The organism is Nocardioides sp. NBC_00163 (assembly GCF_045206295.1).
Taxonomy (GTDB): Bacteria; Actinomycetota; Actinomycetes; order Propionibacteriales; family Nocardioidaceae; genus Nocardioides.
In genome coordinates this window covers 5726482-5745428 of the sequence record NZ_CP108155.1, presented here as the reverse complement: position 1 = coordinate 5745428, position 18947 = coordinate 5726482, and the positions used below count along the sequence as shown (strand labels likewise).

Annotated in this window: 9 protein-coding genes; 1 reads left to right on the top strand and 8 read right to left on the bottom strand. The window is 61.9% G+C overall.

Annotation, left to right across the window (positions count from 1 at the left end; all coding sequences use genetic code 11):
- Nucleotides 1-89 precede the first annotated feature (89 nt).
- From OG801_RS27420 to OG801_RS27400, 5 genes are all read right to left on the bottom strand, one after another.
- Nucleotides 90-2129, bottom strand: coding sequence for a helicase HerA domain-containing protein (locus OG801_RS27420; protein ID WP_406032233.1), 2040 nt, complete (start codon nt 2127-2129; stop codon nt 90-92).
- Between the two features lie 70 nt (nt 2130-2199).
- Nucleotides 2200-5004 (bottom strand): ATP-dependent helicase, encoded by a 2805-nt coding sequence (locus tag OG801_RS27415; protein ID WP_406032231.1) that lies wholly within the window; start codon nt 5002-5004, stop codon nt 2200-2202.
- The gene (locus OG801_RS27410; protein ID WP_406032229.1) at nt 5001-6221 is read right to left on the bottom strand and encodes an STAS-like domain-containing protein; all 1221 of its coding nucleotides are present in this window, start codon (nt 6219-6221) and stop codon (nt 5001-5003) included. The genes OG801_RS27415 and OG801_RS27410 overlap by 4 nt, the downstream gene beginning before the upstream one ends.
- Entirely contained in the window at nt 6221-8929 is a 2709-nt protein-coding gene (locus OG801_RS27405; protein ID WP_406032227.1) for a site-specific DNA-methyltransferase, read from the bottom strand. The genes OG801_RS27410 and OG801_RS27405 overlap by 1 nt, the downstream gene beginning before the upstream one ends.
- Nucleotides 8919-11987, bottom strand: a complete 3069-nt coding sequence (locus tag OG801_RS27400; RefSeq protein WP_406032225.1) for a BPTD_3080 family restriction endonuclease — start codon at nt 11985-11987, stop codon at nt 8919-8921. Before OG801_RS27400 ends, OG801_RS27405 begins: the two co-directional genes overlap by 11 nt.
- A 138-nt stretch (nt 11988-12125) precedes the next feature.
- Here OG801_RS27400 and OG801_RS27395 point away from each other — a divergent pair, with 138 nt between their 5' ends.
- Nucleotides 12126-16604 (top strand): protein NO VEIN domain-containing protein, encoded by a 4479-nt coding sequence (locus OG801_RS27395; protein ID WP_406032224.1) that lies wholly within the window; start codon nt 12126-12128, stop codon nt 16602-16604.
- A 4-nt stretch (nt 16605-16608) separates the two neighbouring features.
- On the opposite strand, the gene OG801_RS27390 is transcribed toward OG801_RS27395, so the two are convergent.
- The 3 genes from OG801_RS27390 to OG801_RS27380 all read right to left on the bottom strand — a co-directional run bounded on the left by OG801_RS27390 (nt 16609) and on the right by OG801_RS27380 (nt 18890).
- A complete protein-coding gene (locus tag OG801_RS27390) occupies nt 16609-16935 on the bottom strand; it encodes a hypothetical protein (RefSeq protein WP_406032223.1) in 327 nt (108 codons plus the stop codon).
- Between the two features lie 132 nt (nt 16936-17067).
- Nucleotides 17068-17670 carry a hypothetical protein gene (locus OG801_RS27385; protein WP_406032221.1) on the bottom strand — a complete coding sequence of 201 codons (603 nt, stop codon included), beginning with the start codon at nt 17668-17670 and terminating at the stop codon, nt 17068-17070.
- Nucleotides 17667-18890 carry a hypothetical protein gene (locus tag OG801_RS27380; protein WP_406032219.1) on the bottom strand — a complete coding sequence of 408 codons (1224 nt, stop codon included), beginning with the start codon at nt 18888-18890 and terminating at the stop codon, nt 17667-17669. The genes OG801_RS27385 and OG801_RS27380 overlap by 4 nt, the downstream gene beginning before the upstream one ends.
- Nucleotides 18891-18947: the final 57 nt, after the last annotated feature.

Here is an 18947-nt window from a genome sequence, read left to right as displayed (position 1 = left end):
TCGACTGTCCGCTATCGCGCGAACTGCCGCGGCAGAGTGCCCGAGTCTCGACGCGAGTTCATGAGAACCAGCAACTGTTTCGTACGGCATCAGGCGCCCTGCTGGGGTCTGAGGGGCGGATCGCCTGCGGCAGCTCGAGCTTCGTTCACGAGCTCGACGTCGTACTTGTCGATCTGAACAGGCACGATGTAGGGCGACGACAATGTCTTTAGACGGACGTAACCGCGGTCTTCAGAGGCGATGATCGCCTCCTTGAACGAGCCAAAGTCATAGAACTTGGCAAGCTCGTTGACCTCCGTGGTGTTGTTGAGATGGGCGACCACCCAGTTCGCGGTATTCGCCTTGACCTGGTGGGCGACACCCGAGACTTCCTGCGTTGCATAGGTCATACCAAGCTTCAGCTTGCTAGCCTCCTTGGCCAACTTCACCCAGACATCCAGGTCATCCCTGTATCGGTCTGAGGAGAAGAGATTGTGCGCTTCCTCAAGCATTACCTGGATGCGGGGCGGCTCTTTGCCCGACGTGAACACCTCGGTCTGACGCGAGAGCAAGCGCCGGGTGATGTCCTCGCTCATCGCCCTGGTAACGGCTTCGGCGCCAACGTGGAGGTCGACGATGACGATGCGGCCGTCTACGAGCTCGTCGTAGATCTCGATAGCCGGGTCATTCTGCGTCAACGGGCTGTGGAATGGGCGCAGCGGGTTGAGGTTGCGCCAGCCTCGGACGGATCTCCCGCCACTCTGCGTCGTGAAGATCGGCTCAACGCTCTTCCACCGAACATCCTTGGTGAAGGCCGCAGCGTCCTGGACATTGGCCTCGCGAAGCTCGATGATCTTGTCGACCACCGCCTCGAGGTCGCTGGCGCCAACCGCGACGATGTTGGTTGTCCGGCCAGCCTGCGTAAACGGGTTGCGGCCCAGGTCGGTCGCGATCGTTGTCTGGAGGCTGCCGGATATGTTGATGCGCGCACGAAAGTTGGCGGGCACGCTGAATCCAGCGCGCATCAGTGCCCCGTAGAGAACCATGCGCGCCCGCTGTGCGTGGGTGCTCGCCGATCGGTCGCTAGGGACATCGCTGTAGGACGTCCCTGCGAAGTCCTTGACGTAGCCCGATCCCTCGCCGCTCAGCGCTTCAGAGATCAGACCCTGCACAGCATCGATCTGGTTTTCGGAGAAGAAGTTGATGTTGAGCGGCTTCACGTGTGCCTGCGACCCATCCGCGCCGAACTTGTAGATGCTGACGTGGTTTGCGCCGATGGCCGCAATCTCGGTGCCGTCCTGGGTGTTGGCGTTGGCGTACTCGCCCTGTGGGTCGAAGATCAGCTGACCGATCGGCTTGCCACCCCCCGAGCGCTGACGCTCAGAGATTACGAAGGTGCGAGCGATGATGGTCTTGGCCGTGTTGGACTTGCCCATTCGGGTCATGCCGAGCAGGGCGGTCTTGTTGCCGATGAAGTCGTGGATGTTTACCTCGACCGCGGCGTCGGCCTGCTTCGACGTCTTGGCACGCCGCCGCGTCGCCGAGTACCGCACGGCGCCGATCCGCACCCGCTCCTGCTCGCGGCCAGTCGGCTTCAGGTAGGAGGCGACGGTCGAGAGCCCCTCCCCCACTGGCTTGAGAACCCGGTAGGCGGAAGTTGCGTAGAAGTTGTCAACGTCAGCCCCGAACTCGAGAACCTTTCGGCCGTCGATGTCATCCTCGTAGAACGTGCCGAGGATGCGGCAGCGGAGTCCAGTGAACGAAACACGGTTGCGCGTAAAGGGGTCCATCTCGACGTCGAGAACGGCCGACGGTAGTGGATCGTTGTTGCTTGAAAGGGCTGAGCGGAGCGACTCTTCACGGACGGCGTGCAGGTCGGTTTCCATCGAGAGCGGAGATGTTCCTTCGACCCTGAGCAGGAGGACCTCGTCGTCATCGACCTGTGGAGTATTGATGTCCTGAGCGGTAGCGAGAAGGTATGAGTGCTGCGGGATGCCGCCGGCGTCGAACTTCCACTTGTCGTGTGTGAGGACGATGGCCTCGTTGTAATCCAGACGGTAGATCGCACCAATCCGGGTGGATCGATCGTCTGCGAGCAGCTGGGCATGGAGTAGGGTGCCGGCACCTACTCCTGGGATAAGCTCGGTCATGTCTGCCTTTTCGGTCGAGCCTCAACGGTTCCGACTTAAGACTTCCACAAGGGTCCGACAGATTCAGGCGTTATCGGCCAGAAGCCGCTCTCCGAGCCCGTCGATCATCCTCAGGCACGTCCCTGCAAAGTTCCGCGAGGTCGCACTTGATGCACTTCTCCACCCAGACCGGCAGCCGCGGAAGATCGTTGTCACGCAGGGAGTCCCCAGCCGTCTTGATCCGCCCTCGAACGGCGCTGAGGAGCGGGTCCTCCACCAGTTCCCTGATCGTCTTACCTTGCTCATCCAGATTGAGCACCTCGATGAGGTCGGCGCGCTCACCGGTTAGTTCCTGATAGCCAACGGCATAAACGTGAAGCTGGTCGCGCGTGACGTCTTCATCTTGCGCCCGCGCCGTGGACTTAAAGTCGACAATCGCGACTTCATCGCTGTCGAGTCGGCGAACGAGATCGATGCGGCCATCGACCGTAATCCCAGGCGCCACGTGAACCTGGATCTGCTTCTCGCTGTGAACAGTCTGTTCCAGGTCCGCCGCATGGTCGGTCAGGTAGCGCTCGACAGACTTGATGGCCGCAGTTCGCAGGGTCGCCTTGAGCGCGGGGTAGGCATACGGCGTGTGGAGGTGGCGATCGACAAGGTCCTCGGCCGCACCGGCTGTAAGAAGGTCGCCGTCCAAGGCTCGCTTATGCGCTTCAGCGAGTGCGTCGTGCAACCCCTTTCCATAGCCAAGCGCCTCGTGCAGCGGCGGGTTGAAGCCGTAGAGGAACCGCAGCTTGAACTGGTACGGGCACTCGAACAGGTACTTGAGCTCTGAGAAGGAGAGCGTGACGTTCGGAATCGCCTGCTTCGCGTGAGGTGCGAGGGTCGATGTCGGCGCCCCCGGGTCACGGGTCAGGAACCAGGGCTGGCGCGCGCAGTGGTCGAAGAACTGGGATCGACGACCGTAGAGCCGGTTTCCCGGCACAGGCGAGTACGTTGCGAACAGGTATTTCTGGGCGCGCGTGACCGCGACATAGAAGAGGCGCGTCTCGTCTTCGACCGTCCCTCGGTAACGATCGGGGCCTGCAACCGCGGCGTCCGGGATGACGTGGAACAGGCCGAGTCCGCCCTGGCGTTTCGCCGGGAATCGGTTGTTGCGGAGACAGGGCACGAATACAACGGGCCACTGCATGCCCTTGGCCTGGTGGACAGTCGAGATGACGACCGCATCCGGCGCAGCGTAACCAACGTCCGCATCTGCGTCCGCGTAGTAGTCGGGGGCCTGGTGTTCTAGCCAATCAGCGAACGACTTGTACTTCTGGGCTGGGTCGGTGTTGAAGTAGATCGCTTCGAAGTCCGAGATCGCCTGGCTGAACTTGCCCAGCTGGTAGAAGACCAGCTCCGCTTTGGCGGCGTTACCCGGGACGGTGTCTTCGCGAAGCGTCAGCGCTTCTAGGAACTCCAGGTACAAGCGCTGGATGTTGTAAACCCCCCACCGCTTGCCGCGGTCGAAATCGCGACCGTCTTCCAGCACACGCACCGCGGCTGCCCAGTCGCTACCGACAGGCAAGAGCGAGGCGTCGTCGAAAAGTGCCCGCAGTCCCACACCGTCGATCTCACCGACCATGTATTGGAAGACGCCGACGACTGCGTGAATCTCAGGACTGTCGAACAACCGGTTGAGTCCCTTGATGACGAAGGGTATTCCGCGCCGCCGCATCTCGTCCACAAGAGGGCCTGCATCGCGAGCTACAGACCGGAAGAGCACCGCGCAGTCCGACCAGGACAAGCCACGAGGATCCGCACTCGGCCCATCAGCGAATGGGACCCCCCGCATGGCCTCGAGACGGTCGCAGATCCACGCCGCCTCCGCATCCGGCTCAGTGAAGTCGAGAGCCAGAAGATCCCCGCGATCGAACCTCTGGTGCCCCGAGGCCACCATCGCCTTCGACAGCCTCGCACCGAACGGGATGAGTTCAGCGACCGACCTGCCGACTTCAACCACGCCCTCGCTCGAGCGGAAGTTGTCGTCGAGAGTGACCTGGCGAACGCCGGGGTAGCGGTCTTTGAAGGTCAGGATGTTGCTGACCTCGCTGCCGCGCCACTGGTAGATCGTCTGGTCGTCATCACCGACGACGCAGAGGTTCGCACCGAACTGAACCAGCCCGCGGATGAGTCGTTCCTGGAGAGGGTTGACGTCCTGGTACTCGTCGACGACGACATAGCGAATCTCATCGCGAACGTTCCGCTGGACCAGCGCAGCCTCGATGTCCTCGTCGGGGTCACCTTCGAGGAGCTGCACCGCCAGGTTGATCATCTCGGTGAAGTCGAAAAACGCGTTGTCGTACAGCAACTTCATGTAGTCCCAGTGGGACTTGAGCACGCCGGCCGGGACCTGTTCCTCGTCGATGGTGTCTTCCCGCAGCACGCTCGTGGCCTGCATGTAGAGCTTCGAGTGGAGGAAGCGCCGGAGGCGAGGTGTCCCTGGCGACATAGTGGGGCACTCGGTGAGCCCAGACTTCCGACTGTTGCGGTCAATGAACAGGCGCGTCGTGATGTCGGTCAGCACAGTGAACTTGAACGTCTCGGGCACGAGGCGCTGGACCAGATCGAGCGCGTAGCCATGCATGGTGCCTACGTACATCTCCGCGATGCCTTGGGTGCTGACGCCTTCGGCCTCGAGAACCGTATGGATGCGCTCCTTGAGCTCCGCCGCGGCCTTCTCAGTGAACGTGAAGGCAATGACGTTGCGCGGCGCGACCCCTGATTGCTTGAGGATCTCGGCAACGCGCTGCGAGATGACCTGAGTCTTGCCCGATCCAGCACAGGCGATGATCTGCAGCGGTTCCTGCAAGCATCCGATCGCCTCCTCCTGTGCCGAAGTGTAGGTCGTCATTGACGCCCCTCAGCCTCGAGTCGGAGCCCGATGGCCGTCTCTACGAGGCCTCGATTCGTCACCGATGCGTTGTCGATGAACACGCGTCGCCTGAACTCGAGCTCGCCCATCGAAACTGCAAGCTTCGCCAACACCTCGTCAGCGAAGCTTGACGACACAACCCCCACACCTTTGAAGTCAAGGACAACAAACTTCGCTCCCGCGGCAAGGTAGTTCTCTAGGCGGGTGCGGATCTCCGCACCAAGCTTGCGGGAGCCAAGAGACTCCTCAATCTCTACAACCGGAACGCGATGAACGCCTTCATCGTCCTCGATCGACTCAAGAAACTCGCTGGGCATTTCGCGACGGCCAAGTGCTTCATCGATTCGCACCTTCGTGGAGCAGTCAAGCTGCCAATCGACGAGCGTTGCTTGGTGATCCTCGATATCTGGAAGGGCTCTGAAGCGGTCGGTCTCTTGACGTGTTTTTCCTGTCCGGAGGCCCCAGCGACCCCACCCAGACGTCACACAGAGCTCACCACCATTTACCTCGACGGCCTTCCGCAGCCCGTACAGTCCGTTGCCTTGATGGGCGCCACCCTTACTGGTGGCTCCCTGTTGAAGCGCGAACTCGATGGACAGCGAAGGGTCCTTGAGCACCTCGATCGGCGCTGCCCTTGTCTCGACCAAGGATCGTTGAATGCCAATTCCCGTGTCTCCGACGGCAATCACGCAGCGGCGCTCATGCTTGTGCAGTTGCATCATGACGTAGCCAGACTTCGCATGACTGTGTGCGAACACGTTGTCCATGACCTCGTACAAGCACCATGTGATCGCGTCAATCACGCCCTCTTCGCATTGCACCTGGTCGGTCAGGGCTTCCATGTACATGTTCGTCACCTTCTGCGCATCTGCTTCGGTGTCGTACCGCCAAACCGAGTTGGTGAGCGTGTGACCAGCCGTGCGATCGTAGGTGTCGACAGTCAGTGGAGTTTCGAGGTGCGTCAGTCTTGAGTCGTCCGCCAGCTTCACGGTGATGCGCTGATCCGTGCTCGACCGAAGAAAGGCAAGATTCGCGGAGAACGGAACTGCGCCGTTCGGATAAACCTCGCGCACTTTCGTCAGATCAAGAACCAACTCGCGATCAGCGTGGTCTCGGGCCGTCTCAAGGAGTTGCGTGGATCTGAGCGGACCCTTCAGGTTCCGAATCTCCCAGACCCAAGGTTCCTTCCACATCATCAGTTGACCTCGAAGACCTTCATGACCTCGTCGCCGTAGTCGTTGATGACCTTCACTGCGATCTTGTTGCCGTCCACCGGAGCTGGGAAGGGGCGCGAGACGGTCTGGTACATCGACTCCCAGGCGTCCTGGTCGACGTCGGCCTTCAGCGCTGTCTTCAGTCGCTTGTACGGGTCGTTGCCCCCGGTGAAGTAGCAGTGCCGGACGAAGAACGACTCGCCGTTGTAGTCGGTGTCGATCATCCACAGGGCGATCTGGCTGGTGTCGTTGCTCCGCACCTCTCCAGTCGTCGGGTCGTAGATGTCGACACCCTTGAGGTCGACGGCGTAGCCATCGCCGGTGTCTGTGATCTCGATGTCCGGCTCGCCGAACACGGTGAAGAGGTTGCCGGCGCCAGTCTTCTTGAGCTCCTCCCCCATGAGGAGATCGGCGTTCATCCGAACCATCAAGACCGGCAGCTTGCCCAGCAAGCGCGCCCCCTCTACGTGAGCGAAGCCATCGTCGGTTGCCTCGACCGTCACCCCATCCGTCTCAGTGACGTTGGTGACGTTCGGATCGAACGCGAACCCGAGGATGCAGAGCAGGTCGACTCCCTCAGCACGGATAGCTTCCTTTGCCGCGTTCTTCACGTATGACGAACTGACCGTGCCGTACTGCGGCCCCACTGCGATTGCCACCCGAGAAGGCTTCGCGTGATCGCCGCTTGGGATCTGCTCACCGATGGCCTGGATATAGGAACCTGCGTAGGTCTCGAACGCGGCGAACTTGATCCGCTCCGCCTTGGTTCCGTTCTGGATGCCGGCTTTCCTCAAGTTGTCCAGGATCGACTGCTCGAAGTTTGGCGCATCCGCATCCTTCGCCGCCTCAGTCTCGGAGACCGGCTCATCCCAGTCCTTGAAGGAGAGCGCCCGGTGCGGGCTAAGGGACTCAACCGTGAAGGGTCCAGCGACTCGAACCCTCGACGGATCGTTGAATGGCCTGTCGTAGAGAGTTTCAAATTCGGCGTGTCGCTTAATCGCAGCATCGATCTCGACCCGGCTCATTCCGTCCGAAATATCGGGATTGTTGGCGATCGCCTTGAGCATGACATGGGGGATCCGGTCATAAACAAATCCGTGCCGGATATCCCCGCCGAACTGTTGGCGAGGGAGCAAATGCGCGGTCAAAGCCTGCTCTTTACGGAATCCCTCCTCCGTGTCCGCGAGTAGGTACCATGGGTACCGCGCGCCCATTACCCGCTGCCGCGCGAGCGCTAGAGCGACTCGAGACGTGTCGATTGTGACCCATCGTCGCCCCCATTGCTCGGCCACGAACGCCGTCGTCCCGCTGCCGCACGTCGGGTCCAAGACGAGGTCGCCCGGGTCCGTTGCCATCAGGACACAGCGTTCGATCACTTTCGTATTCGTCTGGACGACATAGACCTTGTCATCTGTGAAGGAGCCTGTGCCGGTATCAGTCCAGACATTATTGATCGCAACCGCAGGGAAGTCGTCCAGATAGCGTACGTATTGGATCGAGTTTCCGCTCGTTGGCCGTAGGCGGCCAGCCAGGGCAAGTCTGGCCATGCCCGCCTCTGAAGTCTTCCAATATCCCCTACCGGGCGTGTAAGTCCGCCCGGCCACTACGACAGGAAAACTGCCGGGTGGTCGCTGACTCGTAATGTTGTCCGGCCGAAATAGGCGAGCCCCCTCCGGTAGTGGCACAGCCCCGGACACTTCTTCCGGGGTGGCCCTCCTTTCGGAACCATCACTCAGCCTGAGCTGCCGATAGAGCGCGGCAGTGGCACCTCCTGCCGTCTTGGAGCTGAATAACTGCCGATACTTCAACAGATCTTTGTTTTTAGCGAACCACAACACGTAGTCGCCTGTATTGGGAAGGAATTCAGCCGTCGCGCTCGAGGTAGTTCTGACCACGATCTGGCTCACAAAGTTCTCCGAGCCGAAAACTTCATCCAAGATCGTTCGAACAAGGTGGACGTTTTCGTCCCCGATTTGGAGAAAGCAGGAGCCTGACTCCGTGAGCATGTCTCGCGCTGCCGTCAATCGATCCCGCAGGTAGCTGAGGTAGGAGTGAATGCCCAACTCCCAGGTATCGCGGAACGCCTTAATCTGCTCCGCCTCACGTACCGCATCGTGCAAATTCCCATCGCGGACGGTCCGGTTTCGGGTCGACGCCTGCCAGTTGGAGCCGAACCTAATGCCGTAGGGCGGGTCGATGTAGACCATCTGGACCTTGCCGCGGAGCTTCTCCCGATCGGCGAGCGAAGCCATGACCTGGAGGCTGTCACCGAGGATCATCCGGTTCGACCAGTTGGCATCGTGCTCGTAGAACTCGATCTGTTGGAGGTCGTCGAGTCCGTCGAATGAGTCGAACAGCGTGAGCTCGGGCTCGTCCTCCGGGCGGTCGGCTGTGCGACGGAGGTTCTCGATCAGTACCCTAGGGTCGATCTTCTCCTGGATGTAAATCGGTGGTGCGTCCGTGACGAGGTCGTCATCGTACTCATCCAAGTCCTCGGCTGGGGGGTACTTATCCCGCCAGACGAGCTGAGGGTCGAGCGCCTCGTCACGGGCATACCGAACCTGCCGGACTTCCTCCAGGACCGGGCTGTCGTGGAAGTCGATCGCGTCTGCGGTGGGGATGTTAGTCCGCTTCTCGTCGTGGGTGATCGAGGTGACCGGAGTCGGTCCCTTTGAGGTGTTACGCGCCACGAGCGCTCCTATCGCTGCCAGTCTCGGTGAAGTCGAGAAGTCCGGGGTCGCCGATGATCGGCGCGTCGTCGTACAGAGCCTGGATCGCGTCGGCGATCCGGACTTTGAAGCTGTTGGGATCGGTCATCTCGATGTAGCCCCAGCGGCCGAAGGCGCCGTGATTGTTCACTGCGGTGCACCATGAGTCGCGGGCCGTGACCGCCTTCTGCTGCGTCGGTCCCGGGCTCTTCTGGCTCCCGGAGACTTCGATGATCAAGGTGCGCTCGATGTCGGACGCGTCGTGGTTGACAAGCCGCACCAGGAAGTCCGGTACGTACGAGTGGCTACGTCCCTTGTGGACGTACGGGATCGAGAAGCCGAGGTGGTCGTTCTTGACGAAGGCGTGCACGTTCTTGTTCAGCTCAAGCTCGCTGGCCATGAGCTGCTCCCAGGTGTTGCCGTCCTTGCCATCGAGGGTGACGTGGGAGACCTCGGACTTCTCGGTTGTGACCACTCGCTTGCGGGTGATGAAATCGACGTCGCCCGTCGAGCCTTCTGGATCGAAGCGATTGATCATTGGGCGCAGCCGTTCTCGACGGTTGCCCACGTGCCGGGTGATGGCATTCCAGACCTGCTCGGCCGCGAGGACTCGCGCCTCAGTGATGGTCATGAGGTACCCCAGGTTGTAATCACCCTTGAGCACGACCCTCTGCTCGATCCAGTCCTGGCAGATCTTCACAAGCTTCGGGAAGAGCCATGGACGCTTGTCGCCAGCCACAGTGAACTGCTCATCGAGAATCCGCTTGGCCAGGGCGAAAGCGACCTGCTGCGGGCGGTACGCGGTGGGGTCCCCTTCCTCGAGCTCGCGCCTACCGACGACGCCTCCCATTTCGACCCAGGTCGGAACAGTGTTCGGGCCGATCTCGAACACGGGCGCGTTGTCCAGATCGAGCCAGATGTCCTCGTCGGGTAGTTCTACGCGGTAGCCGTCGAGCTTCGGGAAGGTGATGCGCAGGTCCTCACGCTCTTCGAGTGCTCGCACCTCCACTGAAGGCTTAGGCGGGGCAGGGTCGACGATCGGCTTGTCACTGGAAATGAACTGGAACGGGATGCCGTACACGTTGGCGTACTCCGGCTCGAAGTAGCCGTCCTCGTTTGTGGCGTAATTGCGTCGCCGCAGCCCACGGCCGACCACCTGCTCGCAGAGCAACTGACTGCCAAACGCTCGCACACCCAGGATGTGCGTGACAGTGTTGGCATCCCAGCCCTCAGTGAGCATCGAGACGCTGACGACACAGCGGACGTCAGCACCGAGCTTGCCCTTCTTGCCAACGGTGTTCATGACCTCGCGCAACAGGTCTTGGTCGGTGAGCTTGTCAGTATCCGCACCGGGGTTGCGTTGGCGGTACTCAGCCTTGAACTTGGCGATCTCGAGACCGGCCGCCTTCTTGAAGTCGTCCTTGAGTGCCTCGCCGGACTCCAACTGTGCAGAGTCGACCAGGATACTGAACGGTCGCGCGACCGGCTGACCGTTGACAATGTTGCTGAACAGCGCGAGGTTGCCCGCCTTGTGCGCGATGACATCCCCGTCCTCGACGATGGCCTCACCGGCTATCCAGTCGTGCACCAGCTTGCTCACGACTGTGTTCGGGCAGACCACGATGAAGACAGGGGGCGTCTCTCCGTATGGCTTGAGGGCGGTCTCCCAATGCTGGTAGGCCTTCTCATAGCTGCGGTAGAGGCTCCGAAGAGCCCCCTCAAGTTCCTTGGGCGGGAGCCAGTCCTTGACTGTGTCCTTGGCGGCTCGTTTCGGGAGCAACTGGCCGACGTACTCCCAGAGCCGCAAATACGTAACGAGGTCCTCGTCGGCATCGTCGTCCACCGGAGTCCGAGGCACCTTGACGATGCCAGCCTCGATCGCGTCCATGAGCGAGAAGTCGCTGACTGTCCACGGGAAGATGTAGCCCTCGTTGTAGCCGCTGCCCGAGAGATAGAACGGCGTCGCGGAGAGGTCCCAGACCTGCTTGATGCCAACATACTTGGCAATGGCCTGGAGCCCGGAGAACCAGACACCTGCCTGCTCGTTCTCTTCGTTCTGCTCCTTGGCGCGCTTCTCGCCAGTCTGAATTGGCCGCGCGAGGTAGCAGTGGTGGGCCTCGTCGTTGAGGACCATGATCTGCTGCTTGTCCGGGCCGAGGTCACGGAGCACGCGGCTGACCATCGCCTTGGGCGTCTCCTTGAACGGGTCTTCAGCGCGATCGCCCTTGAGAAGCAAGCGGGTGTTCTTCGCGACGCCTTTGATCTCCTTGGCGTCCTTGAGGAGGAAGGAGTGGTAGTTCGTGATCACTATGCGCGCACTGTCGAGCCCACCCTTTAGGTCGGCGGGGACTAGGTCTCGCAGGTCGTAGTAGTTCTCCGTGTCCTCGGGCAGCAGGACTCGGAGGCGGTCGCGGATCGTGATGCCCGGAGCGACAATGAGGAATCGGTTCGTGAACCGTGCATCTCGCGGGGCGTACTGCTTGTTGAGCGTCTGCCAGGCGATGAGCATCGCCATAACGATGGTCTTGCCCGACCCTGTGGCCATCTTGAGCGCCGCCCGCTGGAGGCCGCCGTTGTGTGCCGCGTTTTCGGGCTCGAGCCGCTTGCGCCAGTCTGCGTACGGAGCGTGCCGGCCTGCGACCTCGGTCAGAAAGATGGCAGTCTCGGCAGCCTCTCGCTGCGCGAAGATAACGCGGTTCTCGCGAGTTGGGTCAGCCCAGTGCTGGAGCAGTTTCCGCGAGATGGGCGTCACGCCCGCGTACTGGCCGTCGCGGCGCCACCGTTCAACGTCTCGACGGAGGTCGTTGATCAGGCTGTTTTTTTCACGACGCTCATGAGTGGCATCGAAGTCGAAACCCTGCTGCTCGGATCCGTCACCGCCCTTCTTGCCCTTCTTGCTGACGGCGATAGGGACGAACGACTCGCTCGGCCGCCGGCCGTCCTTGATCTCCCCGGTCGGTCCCTGCGGACCAATGATGTAGTGGCGATCTGGCTGCTCGTAGGGCGAGTTCAGAATCGGGTTGTCAACTGGTTCACTCACGCGGCAGCGCCTACCTCTTCTCGCACATACAGAACTCTAGCCACAGGCGCCGACAGTTTTGGCAGGGTCACTGAGAATCAACCCCCGCCGAGTATCGACAGTTGCTAGCGTCGTACTCCCCCGCTCCGGAAGGTGGCCATGGCCGGTCTCGATGACCTCTCGACGTTGTCCCGTTCGTCGGATCACCTCGGAGTTCTCGCCAACGCGCTCAAGGATCTTGGCGGTGGCGCCACCTTGCTCAACGAGTTAGTCCAGAACGCCGACGACGCCGGCGCAACCTCCATCCGATTCACCGCGAGCCGCACGGAACTGGTCGTCTGGAACTCCGGTGAGTTCACCGATTGTGGGGATCAAACCTCATCCGACTGCCCGTGGACGAGCGATGTCCGGAAGGCCTGCGACCTGCACTCTTTCAGACGGGTCGGTGGCCGACACAAGGAAAGCTCCTCCGCGACCACCGGCGCCTTCGGGGTCGGATTCACCGCCGTCTACCAGGTGACCGATCACCCGGAACTGGTTGCCAGCGGGCATCACCTCATCCTTGACGAATCCGCTAGCGAGGACGAGCGGATCCAGATCTGCCCTGGAAGATGCGGTCGAGACCATCTCAGTGCCGGGACCACCTTCCACCTTCCGTGGGCCACGACAGACTCGGCGCTGCGCTCGGGTCTCAACGTCGATGTCCTCGAAGGCGCCACGCTCGACCGACTCATTTCCGCACTGCATGACAGCTCGCAGAGCGCGGCCATGTTCCTCGCTCATGTTCTGGAGATCAGGGTCGACGGCGGCGGTCGCACCACCACGGTGACGCGCGTTCGTGAGGGTCACCAGTTGCTAATTGAAATCGCGCAAGATCGTGATGGCCCGGCCAAGCCGAACCGAGAGGTGATCGAATGGCTTCTCATCGAGGAGAGGGCTGAGCGGGCCAGCGAACTGCGGGACACGAGCGAGCAGGTCGCCGCAGATCGTTCCGATTTGGTTCAGATCGCTGTGCCGGTGGATGACGAGACCGTGATCGGCCGGATCTACGCTGGACTGCCGACCGAGACTCGCGCGGGGTGGCGGGCCCACATTAACGCGAGCTTCTACCCTCGACAGGACCGAAAGAGCGTCGAGTTCGGTCTGCCCAGCTTTCGGGCTCGGTGGAACGACATGCTCATCGAGGCGAGCGCCAAGATCATGGCGAGCCGACTCGTGGACATCGCTAACGCAGCAGGATACCCCGCAGCTTGGAGCTACCTCGAGGCTGCAGAGAAGGTGAGCCGCGCGATCCCGTCAGGCGAGTACTCGGAGTGCTTCGCCGCCTTCTTCGACCTAGCTACCGCGGCCGGACGCCACGCTTCGATCGCGCTGATTGCGGATGGCAGCGTACGCACGCCCGAAGGTTGCCTAGTCGGGCGCGAATCCGGTGTCGGTGACGCCATCGGAGTCCTCACCACCTTGGGGCTGCCCCTGGTCGATGACTCGATCCGGTCATCGATCCTGCAGATCTCTCGTTCTGCGTACGGTATCTCCGAGCTCAGCGCGACCGATATCATTGAGGCGCTCCGTGCAGCTGGGGTCACCGGGCACTGGAGGATGCCAAGTGACGTGTTCACGACCGACAGTGAGACCGACAAGCTGCTCGCTCTCTTTGAACAGCTCTCCGGGCGCGGCGGCCGTTCCGACCTCGCGAAGGTCGGAGCCGACACGGTTGCTGTCATCCCCTGTCTCGACCAGTCGTACGCTCCGGCCGTAGACACATTCCGCCTCTCGGGGAGCGATCTTGGTCTATTCGCACGCTTGCATCCGGGCATCAAGGTCGTCGACGAGGACCGTCTTCGCGAGCTCAGTCCGGCCATGCTCGCACTGTGCAACATGTTCGGAGCCGCTGATGCTCTGTCGATCTTCGAGGCCGATGTCGAGTCGTTGAAGTCCTTGCACCACGATGTGCTGAGCTGGTTGGAGAGGCACCGCGACGTGCTGGAGGACCCATCAGCCCGAGCACGGGTGCGGCTGCTGCCAATCTTTCCGAGTGCCGACGGTTCGCTACGCCCGCTCGACGAACTGTCGCTGCCGTCAGCCTTTCAGGACGTCATCGGCGTCGCGGACGTGGTCGACATCGAGGCTGTCGCGGGACACGAGGACCTACTCGGTCTGCTCGGCGCACGTGTGCTCGACGCAGTCGAGTACGCGCGCCGCCACCTCATCCCGGCTGCTGCCGCTGAACTGATCGACGTGGCGCAACTGCCTGCGGTCATGGAGTTCATCCGGATGGAGATGCCACATCTCGAGCAGTCACGCGGGCTTCAAGAGCAGCTCGGTGCGGTGCCGCTGGTGCGCTGCTTGGATGGCACAGTTCGACGCGCGCAGGACGTGCACCTGTCGTCCAGAGCGCTCCACCTCATCGACCCCGGTCAACCTATCGCCGATCTCGCCGACCTCGGGAGTGAATCCCTCTCGACCCTAACTTGGCTCGGAGTTGCTCCGACGCCTCGCAACGACGTGCTCTCAACGGCCGCCGAGCGAATCGCCGCCGGCGCATCTGATCCGACCTCGGACGTCGTCCTCGCTATCCTCGATGCGGTTCCGGAGCGGACGGGTGATGAATTCCCCGCTTCGCTTGCGAGCCTGCGAACCGCAGCCTGGTTGCCTATTGCTGGAGGCGGACGCGCCGCGCCGTCCGCGATCTACGCGAAATACCAGGCGCACCTCTTTGCCTCCCAAGGGAAACAACTCGAATTGCCTGTGACTGAGCAAGGGCGTCGCTCCTCGGTGCTCGAATCGCTTGGGGTCAATTCCGCCCCGACGACGCAGATGATCGTCGCGCACCTGCAGTACTGCGTGGAGCGCGGACTTTCGGTACACGATCAGGTCTACCGTGCGCTTGGCGAAGCAAAGGAGGTTGATCTGGTCCAACGACTACGAGACCAACGATGCATCCAGGTCAGCCCCGGCGAGTACCTATACCCGGGCATGGTCTTCTGGAGTGATCCCGGCTTAGGGCGATGGGCTCGGCAACTTCCACACGGGCAACGATCGAACGAAGAGTTCTATGACCGCGTCGGCGTGACCGACTTGCCATCTCCCGCCCAGATCGAAGTGATCCTACGGACGATCAGCCGTGAGTTGGGGAACGATCCGCTCGAGGAGTCCGACCACGGAGTCGTGCATCGATGCTGGGAGCTGCTTGAACATGCGCTGGCAGACATGGAGCAGCATGATGGAGCGCTTGCTGCCTTGCATTCGCTGTCGGCCGTTAGGTCGGTACCCAACGCTCGTCAGATGCTCGTGCAGCCCAACCGGCTGCTGTTCGTCGACGGCCGGCGAATCGCGGAGAAGATTGATCTGATCAAGCACGATCTGATCAGGCGGGATCGGACGACCCAGCGTGCCCTGGCCGCGGCTGGCGTCCGCCCGGCCGAGGAGATGATCGAGACCATCGTCGATCACGACCTCGGGTCGGAACCGGCCCCGAGACTCACCTCCCGCCTCCACGAGCGGATCATCGCGATACAGCGTCTCGTTGAAGCGCATCGCAGCGCTGACTTCCACTACGACACCGAACGCCTGGACAACGTCGAGATACTGCTCGTCCCGGCGCTCGCCACCGAGTATCACGTGACGTATGCGAACCAGCACTATAGGACAGCACCCGAAGCGGTCGAGGCGGTCTTCCTCGAGGACCGCGGGCAGATCCTGGTCAGATCTGACAGTCCTTCGCGACCACTTGCCCGTGAGATCGCCCGGTGCATCGGGCCCGATGCGGACGTGAGCAGCATCGCACCCTCGCTACACGAAGTGCTTTCGGCCGACGCGCTATCGGAATCCATGGCAGTGCTGGACGAGTATGGCGTCCCAGACCTGGACGTCACTACGTGGGGTCACATCGACACCGTCGTCTCCGCGGAGGCTGCGGACGACGATGACGATGCCGCACCCTCTGAATGGCCGCGGGTACCGGACGCGTCGAAGGAGCCGAATGCCGATGCCGTCGGAACCTCTGCCGCCGAATCCGGAGGCGACGGCATCAGCAACGAACGATCCGCGCGTCGTCCGCAGAGGACGCGCTCCGCCGACAGTAGGGTCCGCCCGAAGCTCAGTGGCGGGCGCCGCGACTATATGTACTCCTACGTACAGCACGACGAGCAGAACCGTGACCACGGTGAAGAGCACGGTGACGAGGCTCCTGCTAGCTCAGCGATCGACGCCTCGGGGGTCCGCCACGTCCTCGACTATGAGCGTTCGTGCGGCCGGATCCCGGAGGAACAGGATCACTCCAACCCTGGCTTCGACATCCTGTCTCGCAATGACGCAGGTGACGTCGTCCGCCGGATCGAGGTGAAGTCGATCCAGGAATCATGGACGACCTTCGGAGTCTGGCTCTCGGCTCGCCAGCTAGAGGAGAATCGAGAAAACGACGACTTCTGGCTTTACGTCGTGGAGCACGCTGAAGATGACGACGCCTTCATCATCCACCGGATCAAGGATCCACTCAGGAGCGTTACAAAGTTCGGCTTCGACGGCGGCTGGCAGAGTCTTCGCGAGCCGGATGTCGAGCGGGAAGCTGACGGCAAACCATCCTTGTCGAACACTCGACGGCTCCTCGGTTCGAGAACCTCCGCCAACCCGCGATAACGGCTCAGAGCCGGTCGATCCATGTCTCCTCGTCCCGCTCATCCCAAGCCGAGGTGGTGGACGCTCCCGAGGCCGCCCTACGGGCGTGTAGCCCCTCAAGGAGCGGTCGGACATCGTCGTACATCAGTTCGCCCAGCGCCGCGACCGGGCGGCCAACGACTGCCTCAACTTGCTCCCGACGCTCGGACATGTCCGTCGTACCTAGAGAATCCAGCGCGGCGCGAATTTGGCTGATTTGCCACGCAGCGATGGGCTGGGGCACGGATGGCTGAGCGATCGTCTCGGAGGAAGGATCATCGAACAGCTGAAAGAGTGCATCTTCGTCAGTCACGCACGGCATGGTAGATGGCGCCCAATGATTGTTCTCAGCGGAGAGACCAGATTGTCCATTGGCGAAGTCTGTCGGAGTCGACAGACATCACCGATCGCTGACCGCGCGGCCTCGCCGCTGAACAGCATGGATTTAACTTCGGTTGAACAGTTCCTCGTGCTCTCTCGCAGCGTCGCGGATCTCTGACTCGGTGATGTAGCTGTCATCGGGAAGGAGGTAGGGCCGATCGCTCTCGACGCCATCTGTGCAGTAGATGTCGTTGTGCCAGTCGTAGTCGTACGTGGGCTGGTAGGTGCAGTCCCACTCGCCCGACGCGGATAGCAGGTCCGCCTCCGGCTGAGGAGAGTCCGACGCTGCGCCGCCGCCCCACTTGTCGAGGAACGAGGTGTCCGTGCTGGGACTCGAGCTCGCCTCCAAGCCCCCAAACTCACCGTCCATCTCCCAGGGGCCTGGAAAGCCGAGCTGTTGGCATTCTTCATAGGTCCGGTCGGCGCAGCCGGAAGTCATCCACTGTTCGATGGCCTCAGGGCTGAGGCAGCCTTCCCCCTCCACCGTGACCAGCCCTGTGTCCTCGCAGGTCGCCGGAACGGGAGCGTTGCCAGCATCCGCACCGGAGTAGCCGCTATCGGTAGTTCCACAGCCGGAGAGGATGACGATCAAGGCCGTCGCCAGCACGACACCTGCGCTCTTGCCAACCGTTGCCCATACCGCGGCACCGTGCGTGCGACGGGTCATCGACCTCCACCCGCTCCGTCATCCGTCGCTCCCAGCCGACTTTCAAGCTCGGAGAGCATCTCTCGTTCCGATGACCGGGTGCCGCCGTCGATGATGGCGACGGCCTTGGCTGCCTCGAGCACGTCGCTGAGATCCCCGGACTCTGCGTCAACGCGATGCCAGACGTCTGCAGGGTCGACTTCAACGAGTTGGGCGAGCTGTTCATCGACCACCTCGTGGCGCTCGCGGACCAGCCTCACCAGGTGTCGCATCAGCAGGGCCTCGTCGTCAGTTGTCCTTCCGTCCGAGCACATGACGAGCCACACGACCCACAGCATCAGCTGTGGGTGCATGCTGCGCTCGCTCAACCTCTCGGCCATTTCGATGATCCGCGCCTCGTTGCGGAACGCGGCCCGTGCGTGACGACCCGCCACCTGCGTCGAGTACCGGTTGAGCAGCACCGCCAGGGGTACGCCGACGAGCGGGATTCCGATCTTGATGACGTTGCGCTGCAGCAGGAACTTGCCGACGACCGGCAGAGCCTTTGCGCTCGTCAGCACGGAGCCGGAGAAGAACTTCTTGACCAGGGGTCGCACGACGACCGGGACGGTCTTGAGAACACCCTCCTTGGCGACCTCGCTGCCCTTGATCGTGAACGCCACCCTGATGAGCTTCCACAGATCCTCCGGATCGGAGACATCGAGCGGGACGCGATAGAGAACTGCAACGTCATAGGCGAGGTGAAGCTGGAGCCGGGTGATGTATGCGATGTCCACCATGACCGTCGTGACAGCGGCCGGAACGGTCGCCGGTGAGGCCCCTCCCGCTGAGCCGATCGTAGCCGCCACGGTCGCGGTGTATGCACTGGCGGAGAGCCCACCCTCGATCGCAGCGTAGCGAGCAGCCATCTTGATCCGCTGGTCGACGATGGCATCCGCAGGAACACCCTGGTACTTGGTCTGAAAGTACTGCCAGTCGACCTTCTTGGTGTAGGTGCTGAGCGCGGTGCTGAGGAGCTTGGTGAACCAGTCCCCCGACCTGATGTCGGGCATGCTGAGCTCAGCGACAAAGCTCCGCAGCTCAGATCTCTCGTCCTCGACGATCTCCCGGTCAGTCGCTTCCTGGTCGGCGCCCGCTTCAGTGGTGGCCCCGGCTCGAGTTTCCGTCGTTTCAGGTCCCTCGGAGACTTTCGATATGGGATGGGTGCTCTGCTCGTCCATCGCGTCGCGGTGCATCGTCACCGAGCCAACCTAGGGCGACTCAGCGACATGCCAACACGGCTTGCTCGAACCTTCCGC

Coding starts and splice junctions, on each gene's coding strand:
- OG801_RS27420 (WP_406032233.1), bottom strand. CDS start 2,129: ATGACCGAGCTTATCCCAGGAGTAGGTGCCGGCACCCTACTCCATGCC.
- OG801_RS27415 (WP_406032231.1), bottom strand. CDS start 5,004: ATGACGACCTACACTTCGGCACAGGAGGAGGCGATCGGATGCTTGCAG.
- OG801_RS27410 (WP_406032229.1), bottom strand. CDS start 6,221: ATGATGTGGAAGGAACCTTGGGTCTGGGAGATTCGGAACCTGAAGGGT.
- OG801_RS27395 (WP_406032224.1), top strand. CDS start 12,126: ATGGCCGGTCTCGATGACCTCTCGACGTTGTCCCGTTCGTCGGATCAC.
- OG801_RS27385 (WP_406032221.1), bottom strand. CDS start 17,670: ATGACCCGTCGCACGCACGGTGCCGCGGTATGGGCAACGGTTGGCAAG.